This window comes from Nonomuraea sp. LP-02 (genome assembly GCF_036289125.1).
GTDB classification, from domain to species: Bacteria; Actinomycetota; Actinomycetes; order Streptosporangiales; family Streptosporangiaceae; genus Nonomuraea; species Nonomuraea bangladeshensis.
In genome coordinates this window covers 6,194,542-6,215,125 of the sequence record NZ_JAXCLK010000001.1, presented here as the reverse complement: position 1 = coordinate 6,215,125, position 20,584 = coordinate 6,194,542, and the positions used below count along the sequence as shown (strand labels likewise).

Here is a 20,584-nt window from a genome sequence, read left to right as displayed (position 1 = left end):
CGCTCAGACGCCGACCGGCTTGAGCGGGGCGACGGGCCGCGGTAGCTCCAGCCCGCGCTCGCGCCACAGCTCGCGCATCCGGTCGGGGTAGTCGGTCACGATGCCCGACACGCCGAGGTCGAGCATCCTGGCTCCGAGCGCGACGTCGTTGACCGTCCACACGGCGACGTCGAGCTCGGCGGCGGCGGCCTGCGCCATCAGCTTCTCGTCCACCATCACGTGCTCGGGCGAGAGCGTGGTGGCCCCGGCCGCGCGGGCGGCGGCGGGCACGTCGGAGCCGAGGTCGTCGTGCCAGTGCAGGGTGTCGGGCTCGATGAGCGCGAAGCGCCGCACGCCGGGCGCGAGGCGCGCGGCGTGCCGGATGATCCGCCAGTCGAAGCTGAGCACGGCGGCGTTGCCGAGCCGGCCGTGCCGGTCGAGCTCGTCCACCACGAGCTCGGTGAACATCTCGGGATCGGCCGTCAGCTCCGGCCTCGTCGGGTCGGACTTCAGCTCGACGTGCAGCCGTACGCTCTCGGCGTCGTAGGCGTTGACCAGCCCGAGCACCGCGCCGAGCGTCGGCATCCTGGTCTCCGGCATGGCGACCTGGGTGAGGGCGAACGGGTCGCCGGGGTGCCGCGGCAGCCGTACGCCCACGTCGAGCGTGTGGAGCTGGGCCAGCGTGAGGGCGTTGACCGGCTTGCCGACGTAGGGGTGGAGCGGATCGCCGTCGCGCAGCGGCCGCCGGTCGGCGCTCGTCACCGCGGAGACCGTCAGGTCGTGCGTGAGCACGAGACGCCGGTCGGCGGTGAGCGCCACGTCGAGCTCCAGCGCGTGAACGCCGAGCTCCATCGTGCGGCTCATACCCGGCAGGGTGTTCTCCGGCCACAGGCCCCGGGCGCCCCGGTGACCATGAATCTCAACGCGCACAACCGGGACCCTATCCGGAGCGGGGGGTCCAGAGGCAGTGCCACGCCGTGTCCTTTTTATCCTGCTACGCCCGGTCGGATGCTTCTCAAGGGACAATAGGCTGTTCTCTATGGCAAAGGTTCTTAAACCTGCCCATTTCCCAATAGTTCGGGCGTGGGTTGATGGCTGGGTCATCTCCCGCAACACCCCCGCACCGGTACGCGTACCGTGGGGCCTGCGCGTGGACGTCGGACTCCCCGGCCACGTCGCCCGCCACATCGTCGCCCACCCCACGCCGGAGACCGTGCGCCACCTGACCGCCACGCTCACCACGCCGGGCACCTGGCTCAAGCTCTGCGCCCCCGCCGACACGATCGCCCCGCTGCTGCCGCGGCCCTGGCTGGTCAAGGACCACGAGTACATGATGACCGCCCGCCTGACCGGCCTGGCCCGCATGGCAGCGCCCGAGCCCCCGGCCGGCTACGCCCTGGCGGTCACCACCCGGGCCGGCGTCACGGCCGCCCGCCTGCTCACCCCGGCCGGGGAGGTCGCCGCCCGCGGCCAGTTCGCCGTCGCGGGCGGGACCGCCGTCGTGGACCGGGTGGAGACCGCGCCGGACCATCGCCGCCGCGGCCTCGGCACCGCCGTCATGCGCACGCTCGCGGCCCACGCCGCCCGCCGCGGAGCGCGCGCCGGCGTCCTCGTCGCCACCGCCGAGGGCCAGGCACTCTACGAAACCCTGGGCTGGACCCTCCACACCCCGATGACGGCCGCCGTCCTCACCGCCTGAGCGGTCAGACCAGGGGGCGGACCACCACGGTCTGGTCGCGGCCGGGGCCCACGCCGATGGCGCTGATCGGGGCGCCGCTCATCTCCTCCAGCGTCCGCACGTACGCCTGCGCGTTCGGCGGCAGGTCGGCGAAGGTCTTGGCGCCGGTGATGTCCTCCTGCCAGCCGGGGAACTCCTCGTAAATCGGCTTGGCGTGGTGGAAGTCGGTCTGCGTCATCGGGATCTCGTCGTGGCGGACGCCGTCCACCTCGTACGCCACGCAGACCGGGATGCGCTCCAGGCCGGACAGCACGTCCAGCTTGGTGAGGAAGTAGTCGGTGACGCCGTTGATCCGGGTGGCGTAGCGGGCGATGACCGCGTCGAACCAGCCGCAGCGGCGGTTGCGGCCCGTGGTCACGCCGTACTCGCCGCCGGTCGTGCGCAGCCAGTCGCCCATCTCGTCGGTCAGCTCCGTCGGGAACGGGCCCGAGCCGACGCGGGTGGTGTACGCCTTGAGAATGCCGATGATCTTCGTGAGCCGGTTCGGCGGGATGCCCGCCCCCGCGCACGCGCCGCCCGAGGTGGGCGAGGACGACGTCACGAACGGGTACGTGCCGTGGTCGATGTCGAGCAGCGTGCCCTGCCCGCCCTCCAGCAGCACGAACTTGTCCTCGTCCAGCGCCTTCGACAGCACCAGCGAGGTGTCGGCGATGTGCGGCTTGAGCCGCTCGGCGTAGCCGAGGTACTCCTCCAGCACCGCCTGCGGCTCGATGCCGCGCCGGTTGTAGACCTTGGTGAGCACCTGGTTCTTCTCGGTCAGCGCGACCTCGATCTTCTTCGCCAGGATGCCGGGGTCGAGCAGGTCCTGCACGCGCACGCCCATCCGGGCGATCTTGTCGCCGTACGCCGGCCCGATGCCGCGCCCGGTCGTCCCGATCTTGGCCTTGCCGAGGTAGCGCTCGGTGACCTTGTCCAGGGCCTTGTGGTGGGGCATGATCAGGTGCGCGTTCGCCGAGATCAGCAGCCGCTCGGCGGAGATCCCCCGCGCGGCCAGCCCGTCGATCTCGCTCAGCAGGACGCCGGGGTCGATCACCACGCCGTTGCCGATGACAGGGACGACCTCCGGCGACAGGATGCCCGTCGGCAGCAGGTGCAGCGCGTACTTCTGGTCGCCGATGACGACCGTGTGCCCCGCGTTGTTGCCCCCCTGATAGCGGACGACGTAATCGACGTCGCCACCGAGCAAGTCGGTGGCCTTGCCCTTGCCCTCATCGCCCCACTGGGCACCAACGAGAACGGCAGCCGGCATGGTTCAGTCTCCCGAGCAAAAAACGAAACCCCTGGCGCAAGCGCGACAGGGGCTCTTGCGTAGAGAGACTACCCGAACGTGTCCTTTCGTCCCAAGGGGGCCGTGCGCTGCTACCCCTTCGCCAGGGCTTCGTAGCCGGTTTCCGTGCTGTCCTTGAGGAACTGCAGGCAGCGTTCGGCCTCGTCCTTCTCGCCGATCGCCTGGGCGGCCCTCGACAGGGCGTACAGGCAGCGGAGGAAGCCGCGGTTGGGCTCGTGCTCCCAGGGGATGGGCCCGTGTCCCTTCCAGCCGTTGCGGCGGAGCTGGTCGAGGCCGCGGTGATAGCCGGTGCGGGCGAAGGCGTAGGAGGTGACCGCGTGCCCCTGGGCGAAGTACTCCTCCGCCAGCGTGGCCCACGCCGCCGGGTGGGCGGGGAAGCGGGCGGCCACGTCGGAGGCCTTGGCGCCGGACTCCAGCGCTTCCCTGGCCTCGGGCAGGTCCGGCAGATGAGTCGGGGGCGGCCCGGCGAGAAGGTTATCCATAGGACAAGTCATACCCGCCGGGCCAGGCGCATGGCTACGAGATCTTCGTCCCAGCGCTCTTGAGGTGCTGGCACGCCTCGACGACGCGGGCGGCCATGCCGGTCTCCGCGGCCTTGCCGTACGAGCGCGGGTCGTAGGTCTTCTTGTTGCCGACCTCGCCGTCCACCTTGAGCACGCCGTCGTAGTTGCGGAACATGTGGTCGGCGATCGGGCGGGTGAAGGCGTATTGAGTGTCGGTGTCGATGTTCATCTTCACCACGCCGTAGGAGATGGCCTCCTGGATCTCCTCCAGGGTCGAGCCGGAGCCGCCGTGGAAGACCAGGTCGAAGGGCTTTTCCTTGCCGTACTTGGCGCCGACCGCCTCCTGGATCTCCTTCAGCACGCTCGGACGCAGCTTGACGTGGCCCGGCTTGTAGACGCCGTGCACGTTGCCGAAGGTCGCGGCCAGCATGTAGCGGCCGCGGTCGCCCACGCCGACCGCCTCGGCGGTGGCGAGCGCGTCCTCGATGGTGGTGTAGAGCTTCTCGTTGATCTCGCCGACGACGCCGTCCTCCTCGCCGCCGACGACCCCGATCTCCATCTCCATGATGATCCGGGCCCGCGCGCACTTGTCGAGGAGCTCCTTGGCGATCTCCAGGTTCTCCTCCAGCGGTACGGCGGAGCCGTCCCACATGTGCGACTGGAAGAGCGGGTCGAGACCCTTGGACACCCGCTCCAGGGAGATGTCGATCAGCGGCCGCATGAAGCCGTCGAGCTTGTCCTTCGGGCAGTGGTCGGTGTGCAGGGCCACGGTGACCGGGTATTTGCCGGCGACGACGCGGGCGTACTCGGCCAGGGCGGTCGCGCCCGTGACCATGTCCTTGACCGTCGTGCCGGACAGGAACTCCGCGCCGCCCGTGGAGACCTGGACGATGCCGTCGCTCTCCGCCTCGGCGAACCCGCGCAGGGCGGCGTTCAACGTCTGCGATGAGGTCACGTTGATCGCCGGGTAGGCGAATCCGCCGGCCTTGGCCCGGTCGAGCATCTCAGCGTAGACCTCTGGAGTCGCAATAGGCATGATTCATCTCCCTGAGAAGTAACGGCTGTGCGCCAGGGCCCAGTATTCCGGCTCACTACCCGGCGTGGTAGAGACAACGCCCGTGCGGGGAACACGTCACGCATGCCCGCTAACGGTAGGCTCTGCCCGTGGACTGGCTTTTGAATCTCCTCGACCCGACGTGGTGGCTCACCATTCTCGGCACTTTCGCCACGATCGGCGTGCTGGCCATCATCTTCGCAGAGACGGGTCTGCTGCTCGGGTTCTTCCTGCCCGGAGACTCGTTGTTGGTGGCCGCGGGGATTTTCAGCTCCGCGTCCGTTGCGGCGGGCATGGGCATCGAGCCGCTCTCCTTCCCCCTCCTGGTGATCGGCACCCCGCTGTGCGCCGTCGCCGGGGCCCAGCTCGGGCATTTCCTGGGGGCGCGTTTCGGGCGGAGGATGTTCGACAAACCCGATTCGCGGTTGTTCAAGAGGGAGCACGTGCTCCGGGCCGAGGAGTTCTTCGAGAAGTTCGGTCCGGCCAAGGCGGTCGTCCTGGCCAGGTTCGTGCCGATCGTCCGTACGTTCATGAATCCCGTCGCGGGCGTCCTGGAGATGCACCCCCGGCGTTTCTTCGTGTGGAACGTCATCGGCGGCGTCGTCTGGGTCGAGAGCCTGCTCCTGCTCGGTCACTTCCTCGGCGGCCAGGTCGACCCGAAGCAGATCGACAAGTACATCCTGCCGGGCGTGTTCGTCATCGTCCTGATCTCGCTCATCCCGATCTTCGTCGAGGTGGTCAAGAAGCGCCGCGAGGCCAAGCGGCTGCCCACCCCCAACGGCAAGCACCACCGCGTCGGCGACCCTTTCTGAGACTCTGAGCCGGCGGAGTTCGGGAAGAGCCGCATACCACGCGCTACGCTCCCTGTGTGGGACGCCACAGGTCGGATCCGATGGGTCTCGCCCGCATGGCGCTGGCCGTTGTCGCGGCGGGTGCCCTGGTGACACTCCTGGTCATCGGCGCGCGGGCGCTGATCGGCACGCTCAGCGCGCCGCCGCAGGCCGAGCGCGAGCGTGTCTCCGCGCCGGCCACCCCCGTGGGCGAGCCGGACGCGCGGGTGCCGACCGTGCGCATCGAGTGCCTGGCGGAGACGTGCCCCACCGTCACCGTACGCGTGCCCGGCGGCGACGTGCTCCAGCACCGCGAGATGAGCAGGGGCGAAGAGGTCAACTACTTCGAGGACGAGCTGGACGTCGTGGTGAGCGACGGCGGCACCGTCCGCGTCACCGAGAACGGCCTGCCCCGCCCGCAGGGTGAGCCGGGCGCCAGGCAGGCGTTCACGGTGCGCGCCTCCGGCTGAGCGCCGGTCAGAGCCCCAGGTCGTCCAGCGTGTACGCGGTGCGATAGTCCAGCCCCTCGCCGGCCACCCGCTCGCGCGCCCCCCGGTCGACGATCGTGGCCACGGCCACCACCTCGGCCCCGGCCTCGCGCAGCGCCTCCACGGCGGTCAGCACCGACCCGCCGGTGGTCGAGGTGTCCTCCACGGCCAGCACCCGCCGCCCGGCCACGTCGGGCCCCTCGATGCGCCGCTGGAGCCCGTGCTGCTTGGTGGCCTTGCGCACCACGAACGAGTCGAGCGCGCGCCCGCGCGCCGCCGCCGCGTGCAGCATGGCGGCCGCCACCGGATCGGCCCCGAGGGTGAGGCCGCCCACGGCGTCGTAGCCGAGGTCGTCGGTCAGGTCGAGCATCACCTTGCCGACGAGGGGCGCGGCCACGCCGTCGAGCGTGATCCGCCGCAGGTCGAGATACCAGTCGGCCTCCATGCCCGAGGAGAGCGTGACCTTGCCGTGCACGACGGCCTTCTTCTTGATCTCGGCCAGCAGATTGTCGCGGTCTGTCATGCCTCCAAGCTTAGGGTCCTGATCAGGCCGGACCTCGCCGGTACGGCTTCGCGGCCAAAGCCGTTCTCGCGGTTTAGCCAAGACGTGGACTGCGGAATGTATGCGCGAGGCAACGCCACGTAATCGCGAGGTCACCATGAGTGTCGAACCGCCGCGCAGCGACGCGGATCTCCTGCGCGCGTCCGCACAGGGCGACGCCGCCGCCTACGGCCTGCTCTACCAGCGCCACGCGGACGCGGCCAGGGCGCTGGCCCGCCAGTTCGTCCGCGGCACGGAGGCCGAGGACGTCGTCGCCGAGGCGTTCACCAAGGTCCTCGACCTCGTGGGCCGGGGCCGCGGCCCCGAGTGGGGCTTCCGCACCTACCTGCTGACCGTTGTACGCCGCACCGTCCACGACCGCTCCCGCGTCGAGAGCGGCGGGCTCACCAGCGGCGAGATCGAGGACTACGACCCGGGCGTGCCCTTCGTCGATCCCGCGCTCGTCGGGCTGGAGAGGTCGATCGTCGCCCGCGCCTACCTGTCGCTGCCCGAGCGGTGGCGGGCCGTGCTCTGGCACGTGGAGGTCGAGCGGTGCCGGCCCGCCGCGGTCGCGCCCCTGCTCGGCCTGTCGGCCAACGGCGTGGCCGCCCTGGCCTACCGGGCGCGTGAGGGGCTGCGGCAGGCGTACCTCCAGGTGCATCTCGGCTCGCAGCCGCGGCGCGAGTGCCGGCCGGTGCTCGGCAAGATGGGCGCCTACGTGCGGGGCGGGCTGGCGCGGCGCGACTCCCGGCTGATCGACGAGCACGTCGGCCGCTGCGAGGAGTGCAACGGCGTGCTGCTGGAGCTGACCGACGTCAACCGCGGGCTGCGGGTGATGGTGGGGCCGCTGTTCGCCGGCCCGCTGTTCGGCGGCTACGCCGCGGCGCTGGCCAAGGGCACGGGCGGCGCCGCGGGGCTGCTGGGGGTCATCTCCGCGCTCCGCCGGGCGGTGCGGCGGCGGCGGGCCGCGCTGGGCGGTGGCGCGGCGGTCGCGGCGGCGATGACCGCCGCGCTGTTCCTGATGTCGGCCGACGAGCCGGCCGGCCGGTCCGTGGCGGCCTCGCTGGAGATGGGGCCGCCACCGGCCGGGCGTCCCGAGCTGGTGCCGTCCCCGCTGGGGCCGGGCGGGCGTCCCGAGCTGGTGCCGTCGCCGTCGTGGCAGGGCGCGCGTCCCGCGCCGGTGCCGCCCCTAGCCCCTGGGCCCGCGCGCACCCCACCAGGCCAGGCCCGGCTGCGGGCCGCCATCGATCCGCTCGGCGCGCTCGTCCGCGCCCAGCCCGGCATCGTCGGCATCCGGCTGCGCAACGACGGCGACGCGCCCAGCGGCGAGGTGGCCGCGCTGGTCGACCTGCCGAAGGGCGTCACGCTCATCCCCACGGCCCGCCGGCACCAGGCCGCCGCGCTCCACGGTCCGGCCGGCACGGCCGACGGCTGGGCCTGCCGCCCCTCCGGCGGCGGCGCCCGGTGCGAGCGGACGCCGCTGCCCGCCGGCGAGGGCACGGCGGTGTTCCTGCGGGTACGGGTCGACGAGGACGCGCCCGAGGGCGCCGGGCCCGCGCTGCGGGTCGAGGCCGGGGCGCAGCGGGTGCGGGCGCAGGCCGAGGACGGGGTGCGCGCGAGCGGCGCGCCCGCCAGGTTCGCCACCGAGGGCAAGGTCACCGTACGCGCGGTCGGCAACTCCCTGCTGACCTGCCCCGAGGAGCGCGCGGGCTGCCCGGAGGCCCGATGGCGGCAGGGCGACCAGCGGGACAACGACCTGTGGCCGATGGAGCCGCTCGACCGCGACGACGATCCGGCGACCCGCTACTCCAGCGCCGCCCGGTTCGTCCTGCCGAAGGGCGGGCGGGTGGTGTGGGCCGGGCTCTACTGGTCGGCGAGCGGCGACCGCGCCGGGCCGATCAGGGTGCGGCCGCCGGGGCGGCGGTCGTACGTCACCGTCCATCCCTCGGACGCGGCCGTCCGCGAGCTGCCCAACGGGCCGGTCTACCAGGCGTTCGCCGACGTCAGCATGCTGGCGGCCGGAGCGCGCAGGAGCGGCCTGTGGTGGGCGGCCGACGCGCCCGTCATGGAGGGGACGGCGGGGCACGCCGGGTGGAGCCTGGTGCTGGTCGTCACCGATCCGCGCGAGCCGTACAGCCAGGCCGTGGTGCTCGACGGCGCGACCGTCGTCGGCGGGCCGCGGCGGCGGATACGCCTGCCGATCGGCGGCCTCACCCCCGCCGCCGCTCCCGCGCGGGCCGAGCTGGTCACCTGGGAGGGCGACGCCGGCCTCGCCGGCGACCGCGTCTCCCTCGGCAGCGGCGCCCTGACCCCGGCGGGCGGCGACCGCGACCGGGCCAACGTCTTCGACGGCTCCTCCGGCGGGGTGGCGGAGATGACGTTCGGCGTCGACGTCGACACGGTCGGCGCGGAGCTGGGGGCCGATCCCGGGCTGACGATCGCCACCGACAAGGACGTGGTCATGTTCGGGGTGGCGGCGCTGAGCGTACGGGCACGCTCGTGACCGCGAAAGGGACAAACTGGTACGGTTCGCCTAGGCGGTCCAGCGCATCCACGGCCGGGGGGCGAATCGTCGGGATTAACCCTCGGACGATCACCTGCTTTCATTACCCTGAGAGAGGGCCGCCGAGTCCGGTCTCTGACGGTGCAGAGCCAGCAAGGTCGGACCACCAGGAAAGGGGCGGTGTCAGTGGATCGCTGCGCGCTGTTCGTGGACGCCGGCTATCTGCTGGCAGACGGAGCGATGGCCGTGCACGGCACACGCCATCGCGAAGCGGTCGCCTGGGACTACCCGGGGCTGCTCCAACTCATGACCGGCCTGTCGCGCGAGCGCACCGGCCTGCCGCTGCTGCGCTGCTACTGGTACGAAGCCACGGTCGAGGGCCGGCGCACGCCGGAGCACGACGCGCTGGCCGACATACCCGGGCTCAAGCTCAGGCTGTCGCGCATCAGGCCCGGCCGGCGCGAGGGCGTCGACGCCCAGGTCCACCGCGACCTCATGACGCTGGCCCGCAACAACGCCATCTGTGACGCCGTGGTCGTCAGCGGCGACGAGGACCTCGCGCAGGTCGTCTGCGACGCGCAGGACCTCGGCATCCGGGTCACGGTCATCCACGTCGCCGCCGAGGGCGGGTGGGCCGTGTCCCGCTCGCTGCAACAGGAGTGCGACGACCTGGTCGAGCTGGGGGCGGCGCACCTGCGGCCCTACGTCGCGATGGTCTCCGGCGTCAGCGAGTCGTCCAACGGGCACCACCATCACCAGGCCCAGCCGCTGACCAACGGCCAGGGCACCCACGCGCTGCCGCCCGCGCAGCCGCCCCCGTCGTCGCCCCCCTCGTCCCTGCCTGCTTCGGTACCGCTGGCCGCGCCGCAGCCGTCCGGGAGCCACGCGGCCGGGTCGTCGAGCTCGACCGGGCAGCACTCCGCGAACGGTTCGCACTCCGGGCGCGGGCAGTCGTCCTCGTCCACGCCGCCGGTCCTGCCGACCTACACCAACTACCAGATCGAGCAGCCGCCGTCCCCGGCGCCGGCCACCGGGCCCATCCCGGTCCAGCCGTCCGCGCCGCCGCCGGCGCAGGCACCCTCGCCGTCGCCCAGCACGGGGCAGTTCGCCGCGCAGTCCGGGAGCGGGGGCTACCAGCCGTCGCAGCTCGGCTCGTACTCGGGGCCGCACGCCGCGCCGGTAGTCCCGGCGGCGGCCACGGCCGGCGCCACCACGCTGTCCGACGCGGTCAAGGCCGCCCACCGCGAAGGGCACGACTTCGGCGAGTCCGTCGCCAGGGACGCGCCCGCGCTGTGGCTGGAGGCGGTGCTCGCCCGCAAGCCCCGGATGCCGTCCGACCTGGAGGCGCGGCTGCTGCAGGGGTCGTCGCTGCCGATCGACTTCCTGCTCCACGACGAGGTACGCCACGCCCTGCGCAGGGGGTTCTGGGACGCGCTGGAGCGCGCCCGGAGCTAGCCGCTCGACAGGGCGTCGAACCCGGCGCGCAGGTGCCCGACGCGATCCGTGAGGTCGGACAGCGGGGCGGCGAGCGCCTGGTCCTGCGACTTGCGGACGAGCTCCCGCATCCGGGCCAGCTCGTCCTCGACCGCCGTCAGCCGCCGCGACAGCTCGGGCAGCACCGACGCGTGGTCGCCGGCCCCGGACGGCAGCTCGCCGCTGAGCCGCTCGCGCAGCAGGGACGCCTGCTCGGCCACCCGCTTGTTCATGTTGTAGAGCTCGGCGAACACCGACACCTTGGCCCGCAGCACCCACGGGTCGAACGGTTTGGTGAGATAGTCCACCGCGCCCGCCGCGTAGCTGCGGAAGGCGTAGTCGGGGGCGCTGTCCACCACGGTCAGGAAGATGATCGGGATGTTCCTGGTCCGCTCGCGCCGCTTGATGTGCGCGGCCGTCTCGAACCCGTCCATGCCCGGCATCCGCACGTCGAGCAGGATGAGCGCGAACTCGGTGTTGAGCAGCGCCTTGAGCGCCTCCTCGCCCGACCTGGCGCGCACCGGCACCAGGTCGAGCGAGCTGAGGATGGCCTCGAGCGCGATGAGATTCTCCTCGCGGTCGTCGACCAGCAGGATCTTGGCACGATCCGGCACGATCACGCCCCTTCGCCTGATGAATCGGATGCGGCTGAGTCGGATGCGGCGCCCTTGCCGCGGCTGAGCCAGCCCCGCAGGCGTTCGAGCAGCCGGTCGACGTCGACCGGCTTGGGCACGTAGTCGGAGGCGCCCGAGGCGATGCTCTTCTCACGGTCGCCGCGCATGACCTTCGCCGTGAGCGCGATGATCGGCAGGTCGGCGAACTGCGGCATGCGCCGGATGGCCGAGGTGGTGGCCCAGCCGTCCATCTCCGGCATCATGATGTCCATCAGCACGAGCGCGACGTCCTCGTTCCGTTCGAGCTGCTCGATCCCCTCACGGCCGTTCTCAGCGTAGACGACCGTCGAGCCGTGCCGCTCCAGGACGCTGGTCAGCGCGAACACGTTGCGGATGTCGTCGTCCACGATGAGGATCTTGGCGCCGTTGAGCGGGTCGTCGCCCTGCCACTGCGACGGGGTCTCGACCGGCGGCTCGACCAGCTCCGGCATGGGCAGGTCGAGCGGCAGCGGCGGCTCGGGCACGACGTGCGCGGCCGGCTCGTCGGAGGGCGGGCTCATGAGCTGCCGCCGCGCCACGCCGCCGTCGGTGGCGGCGAGCGGCCCGGTGTAGGAGGCGGGCAGGTAGAGCGTGAACGTGCTGCCCTGGCCCAGCTCGCTGTCCACGTGGATCTCGCCGCCCAGCAGCCGGGCGATGTCGCGGCAGATCGCGAGGCCGAGGCCGGTGCCGCCGTACTTGCGGCTGGTGGTGCCGTCGGCCTGGCGGAACGCCTCGAAGATGACGTCGCGCTTGTCGGGCGCGATGCCGATGCCGGTGTCGATCACCTGGAACGCCAGCAGGTCGCGGGCGTCGTGCAGGGTGTCGTCGTCGAAGTCGACGCCGGGAGGTGCCATCGACACGCGCAGCTTGACCTCGCCGCGCGGGGTGAACTTCACCGCGTTGGACAGCAGGTTGCGCAGCACCTGCTGCAGCCGCTGCTCGTCGGCGCGCAGCTCGCCCGGCACGTCCGGCTCGATGTCGACGGTGAACGCGAGCCCCTTGTCCTGCGCCAGCGGCGCGAACGCCGCCTCCAGCAGGTCGACCATCTTCGGCAGCGCCACCTGGATGGGGTGGATGTCCATCCGGCCCGCCTCGACCTTGGACAGGTCCAGCATGTCGTTGATGAGCTGGAGCAGCGCCGAGCCGGCGCTGTGGATGGTCCGGGCGAACTCGACCTGCTGCGAGGTGAGGTTGCCCTCGGCGTTCTCGGTCAGCAGCTTGGCCAGCACGAGCAGGCTGTTGAGCGGCGTGCGCAGCTCGTGCGACATGTTCGCGAGGAACTCGGACTTGTAGCGCGAGGAGACCGCGAGCTGCTCGGCGCGCTCCTCCAGGGTGCGGCGGGCCTGCTCGATCTGGAAGTTCTGGATCTCGATGGCGCGGTTCTGCTTGGCCAGCAGCGCCGCCTTGTCCTCCAGCTCGGCGTTGGACCTGCGCAGCTCCTCCTGCTGGCGCTGCAGCTCGTCGGAGCGTTCCTGGAGCTCGCGGGTGAGCCGCTGCGACTCGGTCAGCAGGTCCTCGGTGCGGGAGTTGGCGATGATGGTGTTCATGGTGACGCCGATGGTCTCGACGAGCTGGTGCAGGAAGTCGAGGTGCACCTCGCCGAACGGCGTGAACGAGGCCAGCTCCAGCACGCCGAGCACGCGGTTCTCGAACAGGATCGGCAGCACCACGATCTGCGCGGGCGTGGACTGGCTGAGGCCGCTGTCGATCGTGATGAACTGCGGCGGCACGTCGTCGAGCACGATGTGCCGGCCCTCGGCCGCGGCCTGCCCGACGATGCCCTCGCCGATCGCGAACCGCTGCCGCGGCGCCTTGTCGGGGCGCACGCCGTAGCCGCCGATGAGCACCAGCTCGTGGTCGCCCTCGGGGTCGATGCCGTAGAAGGCGCCGTAGCGGGCCGATACGAGCGGCGTCAGCTCGCTCATGGTCAGCTTGGCCACCTCGAACAGGTCGCGGTGGCCCTGCATGAGCCGGGAGATGCGGGCCAGGTTGGACTTGAGCCAGTCCTGCTCCTGGTTGGCCTGGGTGGTCTCGCGGAGGTTGGCCACCATCGAGTTGATGTTGTCCTTCAGCTCCGCCAGCTCGCCCTGCGCCTCGACGGCGATCGACCGGGTGAGGTCGCCGCGCGCGACGGCGCTGGTGACGGTGGCGATGGCGCGCACCTGGGTGGTGAGGTTGCCGGCCAGCTCGTTGACGCTCTCGGTGAGCCGCTTCCAGGTGCCCTCGACGCCCTCGACCCGGGCCTGGCCGCCGAGCTGGCCTTCCGAGCCCACCTCGCGGGCCACGCGGGTGACCTCGGAGGCGAAGGAGGAGAGCTGGTCGACCATGCGGTTGATGGTGGTCTTCAGCGCCAGGATCTCGCCCTGGGCGTCCACGTCGATCTTGCGGGTGAGGTCGCCGTTGGCGACCGCGGTGGTCACCTCGGCGATGTTGCGCACCTGGTAGGTCAGGTTGTTGGCCATGAAGTTGACGTTGTCGGTGAGGTCCTTCCAGACGCCCGACACGCCCTGCACCCGGGCCTGGCCGCCCAGCTGGCCCTCGGTGCCGACCTCGCGGGCCACGCGGGTGACCTCGGAGGCGAACGACGAGAGCTGGTCCACCATCGTGTTGAGGGTGTCCTTGAGCTGGAGCATCTCGCCCTGGGCATCGACGGTGATCTTCTTCGACAGGTTGCCCTGCGCCACCGCGGACGAGACCGCGGCGATCTGGCGTACCTGCGAGGTGAGGTTGTTGGCCATCGAGTTGACGTTGTCCGTCAGGTCCTTCCAGACGCCGGACACGCCGCGCACCTGGGCCTGGCCGCCCAGCTGGCCTTCCGTGCCGACCTCGCGGGCCACGCGGGTGACCTCGGAGGCGAAGGAGGAGAGCTGGTCGACCATCGTGTTCATGGTGGACTTGAGCTCCAGGATCTCGCCCTGGGCGTCCACGTCGATCTTGCGGGTGAGGTCGCCGTTGGCGACCGCGGTGGTGACCTGCGCGATGTTGCGCACCTGGTAGGTCAGGTTGTTGGCCATCGAGTTGACGTTGTCGGTGAGGTCCTTCCAGACGCCCGACACGCCCTTGACCTCGGCGCGCCCGCCGAGCTTGCCCTCGGTGCCGACCTCGCGGGCGACGCGCGTCACCTCGTCGGCGAACGACGAGAGCTGGTCCACCATCGTGTTGAGGGTGTCCTTGAGCTGGAGGATCTCGCCCTGCGCGTCGACGGTGATCTTCTTCGACAGGTTGCCCTGGGCCACGGCCGTCGCCACGGTCGCGATGCTGCGCACCTGCGAGGTGAGGTTGTTGGCCATGAAGTTGACGTTGTCGGTGAGGTCCTTCCAGACGCCCGACACGCCGGTGACCTGCGCCTGGCCGCCGAGCTGGCCCTCGGTGCCGACCTCGCGGGCGACCCTGGTGACCTCCTCGGCGAAGCCGGAGAGCTGGTCGACCATGGTGTTGACGGTGTTCTTCAGCTCGAACATCTCGCCCACGGCGTCGACCGTCACCTTGCGGCTCAGGTCGCCCTTGGCGACCGCGGTGGTGACCACGGCGATGTCGCGGACCTGGGCCGCGACGCGCGAGGACATCGTGTTGACGGCCTCGGTGAGGTCGCGCCAGCTTCCCGACATGCCGCGCAGGTTGGCGCTGCCGCCCAGCCGCCCCTCGGTGCCGGCCTCGCGGGCGACCCTCGTCACCTCGGAGTTGAACAGCGCGAGCTGGTCGACCATGCCGTTGATGGCCTTGCCCAGGCGGCGCACCTCGCCGCGGGCCGAGCGGTCGAGGTCGATGCGCCGCGACAGGTCGCCCTTGGCCACCGCGTCGATGACGTCCGCGGCGCCGCTGACCGGGCTGACCAGGGCGTCGATCAGCATGTTGACCGACTCGACGCTCTCGGCCCAGGCGCCCACGCCGGGGCCGGGCGTCAGCCGCTCGCTGAAGCGGCCTTCCTTGACCACTTCTTTACGTACGCGGACCAGCTCGTTCGCGAGATGCTCGCGACGGTCGGCCACCTCGTTGAGCAGCAGCCGCACCTCGCTCAGGATGCCCGGGGGTGCGTGGGGGACCCGCCGCCGGAAATCGCCGTCACGCCACGAGAAGAGAGTCTCCAGAATGGGCACGAGATCGGACTCGGTGTAAGTCCTCTCCTCCGGTGTCGGCTCGGCCTTGGCCGTGGTCATGGGGCCTCCTTCACTCGCATTGGGCCTGGCGAGTGATTCAAGTCTGTCACGTTGAGTAGCTCGTAGTCCTGCCCTTGGATTTACCCCAAGCCAATGCGATGTGTGGTAGGCACGTTGGGATGACTGGTTCTCCCCATGCGGTGCTGGCTGCGACGTTCGCGCCCGGCGAGACCGCTGTGACGGCTGCGATGAGGTTCACGCGCGAGGTGATGACCGCGTGGGCCGCCGGTGGCGTGCTTCACGCCGCTGAGCAGGTCGCGGGAGATTTGGCGGAGCAAGTCGCTGACGAGCCCTTTGAAGTGATCTGGCAGCATTTTGGGGATGCGGTGCGGGTCGAGTTGCGGCAGCGCATGGTTTCCCAGGGTGATCCGAAGGCTCCTTCCGCCAACGTGGAGGAGTGGGGAGTCACCTTCAGGGGCGATTCCCGTGTCCATTGGGCAAGACTCACGCTACCGGGCTCCGTGGACCGCGTGACCGCCGAGCGGGTGGAGGAGAGCACCCGCGGGCCGCACTGGCTGGGGTTCCTGGCCGACGCGAGCGACCTGCTCGCCGGCACCCTCGACCCCGACATGGTGCCCGCCATCATCGCCCAGATCGTGGTGCCGCGCCTGTCGAGCTGGTGCGCGGTCTACACCTCCGACGGCGACTCCGGGCCGTTGCGGCTGGTCTACCTGTGGCACGCCGACGAGGCCAGGATCGACGGGCTGCGCGAGCAGCTCGACGGCATGGACGTCAGCGCGGCCGACGACCGGATCACCTCGCTCATCCACCTGCCCGACACCCAGGTGCTGGCGGTGCCGCTCACGGCGCGCGGGCGCGGCCTCGGCCTGATGTGCCTCGGCCGGCCCGACCGCTTCCCCGACGAGGTCATCCAGTTCGCCGACGACATCGGCAGGCGCGCCGCGCTCGCGATGGACAACGCCCGCCTGTACGCCCAGCAGGCCGCCGCCAACCGGGCGCTCCAGCGCAGCCTGCTGCCGCCCAACGAGCCCGAGGTGCCGGGGCTCGACTACGGCGTCATCTACGAGCCCGCCGGCGAGGTCAACGAGGTCGGCGGCGACTTCTACGACCTGTTCAAGGCGGGCGACGACTCCTGGCGCTTCGCCATCGGCGACGTCTGCGGCACCGGGCCGGAGGCGGCCGCCGTGACCGGCCTGGCCCGGCACACGCTGCGGCTGCTGGCCCGCGAGGGCTACGGCATCGCCGCCGTGCTCGGGCGGCTCAACCAGGCGATCCTGGAGGAAGGGGAGCGGGCGCGCTTCCTGACGCTGCTGCACGGCGACATCACGCCGGTGGCGAGCGGGCTGGAGGTGCGGCTGGTCTCGGCGGGGCACCCCGAGGCGCTGCGGCTGCGCCCCAACGGCAAGGTCGAGGCGGTGACCACGCCGCAGTCGCTGCTCGGCGTCTTCCACGAGGTCTTCTTCGAGGCCGACACCGTCCACCTCGACCACGGCGACGTGCTGCTCGCCGTCACCGACGGCGTCACCGAGCGGCGCAACGGCGGGCGGCTGCTCGACGACAACGGCGGTCTGGCCAGGATGCTGGCCGAGTGCGCGGGGCTGTCGGCGCGGGCCGTGGCCGAGCGCATCCGGCGCGGGGTGGCCGAGTTCGCCACCGAGCCGAGCGCGGACGACCTCGCCATCGTCGTCCTGCGCGCCCGCTGACGCTTTTGGGCGCCCGGCTTTTGGGTGCCCGGCTTTTGAGCGCCCGGCTTTTGGGTGCCCGGCTTTTGGGTGCCCGGCGCCGGGCCCGCCCTCCGCGCCGGCGGGCACGCCGGTCGGGGCAGGACCGAACGGCGGCGGGCCGGGGAGGGCGTGGCCGGGCGAGCGGGGCCCGTACGTCCCGGTGACCCGGTCGTGACGGCGCTCCGCGCGAGCCTGACAGTGCGGACCGCCGACGATCAAGTCACCGGAGCCGCCAACTCTTTACGACATGTCACATGTCAGCGTGTTTTCACATGTTTCCTGGCGAAGTCGAGCTGCAGCGCGATCTGCGCGATCTGCTCGGAGACCACCAGAGAGCCGTGAATGGCGTCATAGGTGTAGAGCTCGTGCTCGCGCCCGTGCTCGGCGAGCTTGGCCACGTACTTCTCGATCTGGCGGAACGGGCAGCGCGTGTCGTTCTCGCCCGCGAGGATCAGCAGCGGGGCGCTCACGCGGTCCACGTACGTGATGGGGGAGCTGGCGGCGTACCGTTCGGGCTGCTCGTCGGGGGAGCCGCCGAACAGCGCCCGGTGGTAGGCGCGCAGGCTCTCGACCTCGTCCTCGTACGACGTCTGGTGGCACGCGATCGGCGCCGCCGCGATGCCGGCCGCCCACAGGTCGGGCTGGGTGCCGAGGCCGAGCAGCGTGAGGTAGCCGCCCCACGCCGAGCCGGCCAGCACCAGCCGGGCGGGGTCGGCGATGCCGCGTTCGACGACGCGCTGCCGCACCGCCGCCACGTCGGCCAGCTCGATGTGGCCGACGTCGCCGTGGAGCGCGTCGCGCCAGGCCGTGCCGTAGCCGGTCGAGCCGCGGTAGTTGACCCGTACCACCGCGAAGCCCGCGTCCACCCAGGCCGCGACCGTGGGGGAGAAGGAGTCGCGGTCGTGCATGGTCGGACCGCTGTGCAGCAGGAAGACGGTGGGATAGGGGGAGAGGCCGTGCTCCGGCTTGGAGATCAGCGCGTGGATGCGCCCGCCCTCGCCCTCGACGTCGAGGTCCTCGACCGGCACGCTGTGCGGCGCGGCAGGACCGCCGGAATTGACCACGACCTGGCCGTTGGTGGAGCGGATGACGGGCGGCCTGGACCCGCTGGACCAGGAGTACTCGACCTGGCCGCCGGGCCGGGGCGCGGCCTCGTCGATGACGCCGTGCGGGGTCTCGATCGAGGTCAGGGTGCCGCCGCCGAGGTCGTAGCGGTGCAGGTGGCTGCGGGCCCGGTCGTCGCGGAGGATGAGCAGGGCGCGGCCGTCGTCGTACCAGTCGGCGTCGAGGTCGCCGGAGTCCTTCAGCCAGATCTCGCGCTGCTCGCCGGTCACCGGGTCCCAGACCAGCGGCTCGTTGCGGTGGCGGCGCTCGTGCAGGGCGAGCAGCCGGCGGTCGCCGGGGACGGGGGCGAAGCCGAGGCCGGTCACGCCCTTGCCGGGGCCGTCGTGCAGCTCGCCGACGACGCTGCCGTCGGGGCGGACGACGCGCAGCGCCGGGTGGCGGAAGTCGCCGTACTCGCCGTGGTTGATCGCGATGAGGGAGCCGTCGAGCGACATGGCGGCCACCCAGGCGGCCTCGGTGTGCTCGTACAGCTGGCGGAACGGCTCGCCGGGGCGGCCCAGGTGGATGCGGAAGGTGCCCTCGGCGGCCCAGCTGATCGCGGCCACGCCGGTCATGGACAGCGCGATGCCGCCGGGCTGGCCGGGCGGCAGGCCGGGGGCGACCTCCTGGTCGGGGCCGCCGGTGAACGGCTGACGCCACCACACGCCGAACTCGTCGCCCTCGGTGTCGGCGAACCAGTAGATCCACTGGCCGGTGGGGTCGAGCGCCGCGTACGCCGTGCCCTTGGGCCGGTCGGTGACCTGGCGGAGGGCGCCGGTGACGCGGTCCCAGGCGTAGACCTCCCACTTGCCGGTGGCGTTGGAGCGGTAGATGGAGCGGTGCGGGGCCTGGCGAGCCCAGGACGGCAGCGTCATGCGCGAGGCCCGGAACCTGGCCTGCCAGCGTTCCTCCGCCTTCATGCGGAGCGCCCCCTCCCGTTGATGTCCCGTGCCAGCGGGCCCGGGATGCCGTCCAGTATTACGTCTGTCTGGGAGAAATACTTGGGGAATGTGGGGGAATTTCGGACTAAATGCCCCATCAGTAACACCAGTCGCACACGTCAGTCAAGGAGCAGGTCTTGAACGCGGTGCGGGCTCGAAGATAGACAGGTGAAACGCCGCGCGAGTCACCACTTTCTCCCTCTCAGGGGAGAAAAGTGCCGCGATGCGGGCGTCGAGTTCGGCCGGATCGGTGTGCCACGCGCTCGGGCCCATGCCGACCACCTGGGCGATCTCGCCGGCGTCCAGCTCCATGTCGAACGCGACGGTGCGCCGCTCCGCCAGGGTGAAGCCCTCCATGCCGCGCGCGACCCGGCGCTCCTTCTCCTCGTCGACGGAGAGCAGCCCCAGCTCGCCCACCAGCGGGCTCAAATGCTCGGCGGCCGGCGTGACGACCACCGCGACCCCGCCCGGCCGCAGGATCCGCCCGAACTCCGGGCCGTTCCTGGGCGCGAAGACGTCGATCACCACGTCCGCCACCCCGTCCCTGATGGGCAGCGGCCTCCAGACGTCGGCCACGAACGCGCCCGCCCTCGGATGCACCCGCGCCGCCCGGCGCACTGCGTGTTTCGACACATCGAACGCCATCCCGATGCCATCGTTCACGGCATTGAGCGCGGCCGCCAGGTAGTGCCCGGTGCCCGCGCCCGCGTCGACGATCACCGGCGCGGACCTGCCCTCCGCGCGACGACCCTCGACGCTGTCCCGGCCGGACTCGGGGCCTTCTGCCTGCCCCGGGCCGCGACCGGCCTCCATTACCGCCCCACGGTACGCCCTCAACCGGCTGCCGTCATTGGTTTCGGTAATCGGCTCACGTTCTGCTCGCACGTTCGCCTTGACGGCCTCGGCCACGGCCGCCGCCAGCGGCGCGTAGTGGCCGGCATCGAGGAAGGCGGCACGGGCGGCGACCATCTCCGCACTGTCGGCCGTCCCGGGCGCGCGGGAGCCGACGAGCAGGCTGACGTACCCCTGCCGGGCGACGTCGAACACATGCCCGCCCGCGCACCGCAGGGCACGCTCGTCCAGCCGCAGGTCGGCGCGGCAGACGGGGCATACGAGGTATTCGACGATGTCAGCCAGCATGCGGCCCATTCTCGTGCACCCGCACAACGGCGACATCAGTGGCCGAACTCCTGGCTGTCACTGAACCCCGGCTTCGCCCGCCGGGACCCCTAACCGGTTGGTTTCGCCCACTCGCTGGGCTCCGCCACGAAGCTGCCCATGCCGCGCACGGTGAAGATAAGGCCGCGCTCTCTGAGGATCACGGTCGCTTTTCGCGCCGTCTCCCTTGCAACCCCGAACTCCTGTACGAGTCGAACTTCATATATGGGATGTTTTGGCGGGTATTCGCCGACGTGGATACGTCGCTCGATCTCGGTCGCGATCTGCACGGACTTGGGGATCGTGTGGTCGAACTGCCAGCCATCAGCCATATCCAGAACAATAGGAACCCCCTCATGCCACCCCACTTTCCCCTATGTCGGCTGGCACCTATAGGCAGGGGTAGACAAGGGTAGGGATGACTCCTAGACTCGGGTCGGCAAGAAAGCTCAGGGCAACCCGCTGCCCCACGAGTCGGGCCTGTTCGAG

General features: G+C 71.3%; 16 protein-coding genes. 6 read left to right on the top strand and 10 right to left on the bottom strand.

Translation table 11 applies throughout. The annotated features are described in order from the left end of the window. Positions 1-3: 3 nt before the first annotated feature. Positions 4-909 (bottom strand): glycerophosphodiester phosphodiesterase family protein, encoded by a 906-nt coding sequence (locus SMD20_RS29200; protein ID WP_329587327.1) that lies wholly within the window; start codon positions 907-909, stop codon positions 4-6. A 220-nt stretch (positions 910-1,129) separates the two neighbouring features. Here SMD20_RS29200 and SMD20_RS29195 point away from each other — a divergent pair, with 220 nt between their 5' ends. Further along, a complete protein-coding gene (locus SMD20_RS29195) occupies positions 1,130-1,678 on the top strand; it encodes a GNAT family N-acetyltransferase (protein ID WP_329587324.1) in 549 nt (182 codons plus the stop codon). Positions 1,679-1,682: 4 nt separating this feature from the next. Here SMD20_RS29195 and SMD20_RS29190 read toward each other — a convergent pair whose 3' ends face one another. From SMD20_RS29190 to fbaA, 3 genes are all read right to left on the bottom strand, one after another. Continuing rightward, complete coding sequence (locus tag SMD20_RS29190) at positions 1,683-2,966, bottom strand: adenylosuccinate synthase (protein WP_329587321.1); 1,284 nt, start codon at positions 2,964-2,966, stop codon at positions 1,683-1,685. Positions 2,967-3,076: 110 nt separating this feature from the next. Continuing rightward, positions 3,077-3,487, bottom strand: a complete 411-nt coding sequence (locus SMD20_RS29185) for a DUF3151 domain-containing protein (RefSeq protein WP_329587318.1) — start codon at positions 3,485-3,487, stop codon at positions 3,077-3,079. A 34-nt stretch (positions 3,488-3,521) separates the two neighbouring features. Beyond that, positions 3,522-4,544 carry a class II fructose-bisphosphate aldolase gene (gene fbaA, locus SMD20_RS29180; protein WP_329587314.1) on the bottom strand — a complete coding sequence of 341 codons (1,023 nt, stop codon included), beginning with the start codon at positions 4,542-4,544 and terminating at the stop codon, positions 3,522-3,524. A 128-nt stretch (positions 4,545-4,672) separates the two neighbouring features. Between fbaA and SMD20_RS29175 the strand changes: the two genes are divergently transcribed. After that, a complete protein-coding gene (locus tag SMD20_RS29175; protein WP_329587311.1) occupies positions 4,673-5,374 on the top strand; it encodes a DedA family protein in 702 nt (233 codons plus the stop codon). A gap of 56 nt (positions 5,375-5,430) precedes the next feature. Then, positions 5,431-5,862: a hypothetical protein gene (locus SMD20_RS29170; protein WP_329587308.1), complete on the top strand. Its 432-nt coding sequence runs from the start codon at positions 5,431-5,433 to the stop codon at positions 5,860-5,862. Between the two features lie 7 nt (positions 5,863-5,869). Here SMD20_RS29170 and pyrE read toward each other — a convergent pair whose 3' ends face one another. Next, positions 5,870-6,403, bottom strand: coding sequence for an orotate phosphoribosyltransferase (pyrE, locus tag SMD20_RS29165; protein ID WP_329587305.1), 534 nt, complete (start codon positions 6,401-6,403; stop codon positions 5,870-5,872). A gap of 136 nt (positions 6,404-6,539) precedes the next feature. Here pyrE and SMD20_RS29160 point away from each other — a divergent pair, with 136 nt between their 5' ends. Both SMD20_RS29160 and SMD20_RS29155 read left to right on the top strand, forming a co-directional pair. Beyond that, on the top strand, positions 6,540-8,924 hold the full coding sequence (locus SMD20_RS29160) for a sigma factor (protein ID WP_329587302.1): 2,385 nt from the start codon (positions 6,540-6,542) through the stop codon (positions 8,922-8,924). Positions 8,925-9,110: 186 nt separating this feature from the next. Then, a complete protein-coding gene (locus SMD20_RS29155) occupies positions 9,111-10,379 on the top strand; it encodes an NYN domain-containing protein (RefSeq protein ID WP_329592706.1) in 1,269 nt (422 codons plus the stop codon). Here SMD20_RS29155 and SMD20_RS29150 read toward each other — a convergent pair. After that, positions 10,376-11,011 (bottom strand): response regulator, encoded by a 636-nt coding sequence (locus SMD20_RS29150; RefSeq protein WP_329587298.1) that lies wholly within the window; start codon positions 11,009-11,011, stop codon positions 10,376-10,378. The genes SMD20_RS29155 and SMD20_RS29150 overlap by 4 nt on opposite strands. A 2-nt stretch (positions 11,012-11,013) precedes the next feature. Then, the gene (locus SMD20_RS29145) at positions 11,014-15,207 is read right to left on the bottom strand and encodes a HAMP domain-containing protein (RefSeq protein WP_329587295.1); all 4,194 of its coding nucleotides are present in this window, start codon (positions 15,205-15,207) and stop codon (positions 11,014-11,016) included. A 461-nt stretch (positions 15,208-15,668) separates the two neighbouring features. On the opposite strand from SMD20_RS29145, the gene SMD20_RS29140 reads away from it, so the two are divergent. Next, positions 15,669-16,871: a PP2C family protein-serine/threonine phosphatase gene (locus SMD20_RS29140; RefSeq protein WP_329587291.1), complete on the top strand. Its 1,203-nt coding sequence runs from the start codon at positions 15,669-15,671 to the stop codon at positions 16,869-16,871. 278 nt (positions 16,872-17,149) lie between these two features. Here SMD20_RS29140 and SMD20_RS29135 read toward each other — a convergent pair whose 3' ends face one another. From SMD20_RS29135 to SMD20_RS29125, 3 genes are all read right to left on the bottom strand, one after another. After that, a complete protein-coding gene (locus SMD20_RS29135) occupies positions 17,150-18,916 on the bottom strand; it encodes a S9 family peptidase (protein ID WP_329587288.1) in 1,767 nt (588 codons plus the stop codon). Positions 18,917-19,060: 144 nt separating this feature from the next. After that, positions 19,061-20,077, bottom strand: coding sequence for a putative RNA methyltransferase (locus SMD20_RS29130; RefSeq protein WP_329587285.1), 1,017 nt, complete (start codon positions 20,075-20,077; stop codon positions 19,061-19,063). 89 nt (positions 20,078-20,166) lie between these two features. Next, on the bottom strand, positions 20,167-20,427 hold the full coding sequence (locus tag SMD20_RS29125) for a GntR family transcriptional regulator (RefSeq protein WP_329587282.1): 261 nt from the start codon (positions 20,425-20,427) through the stop codon (positions 20,167-20,169). Between the last annotated feature and the right edge of the window lie 157 nt (positions 20,428-20,584).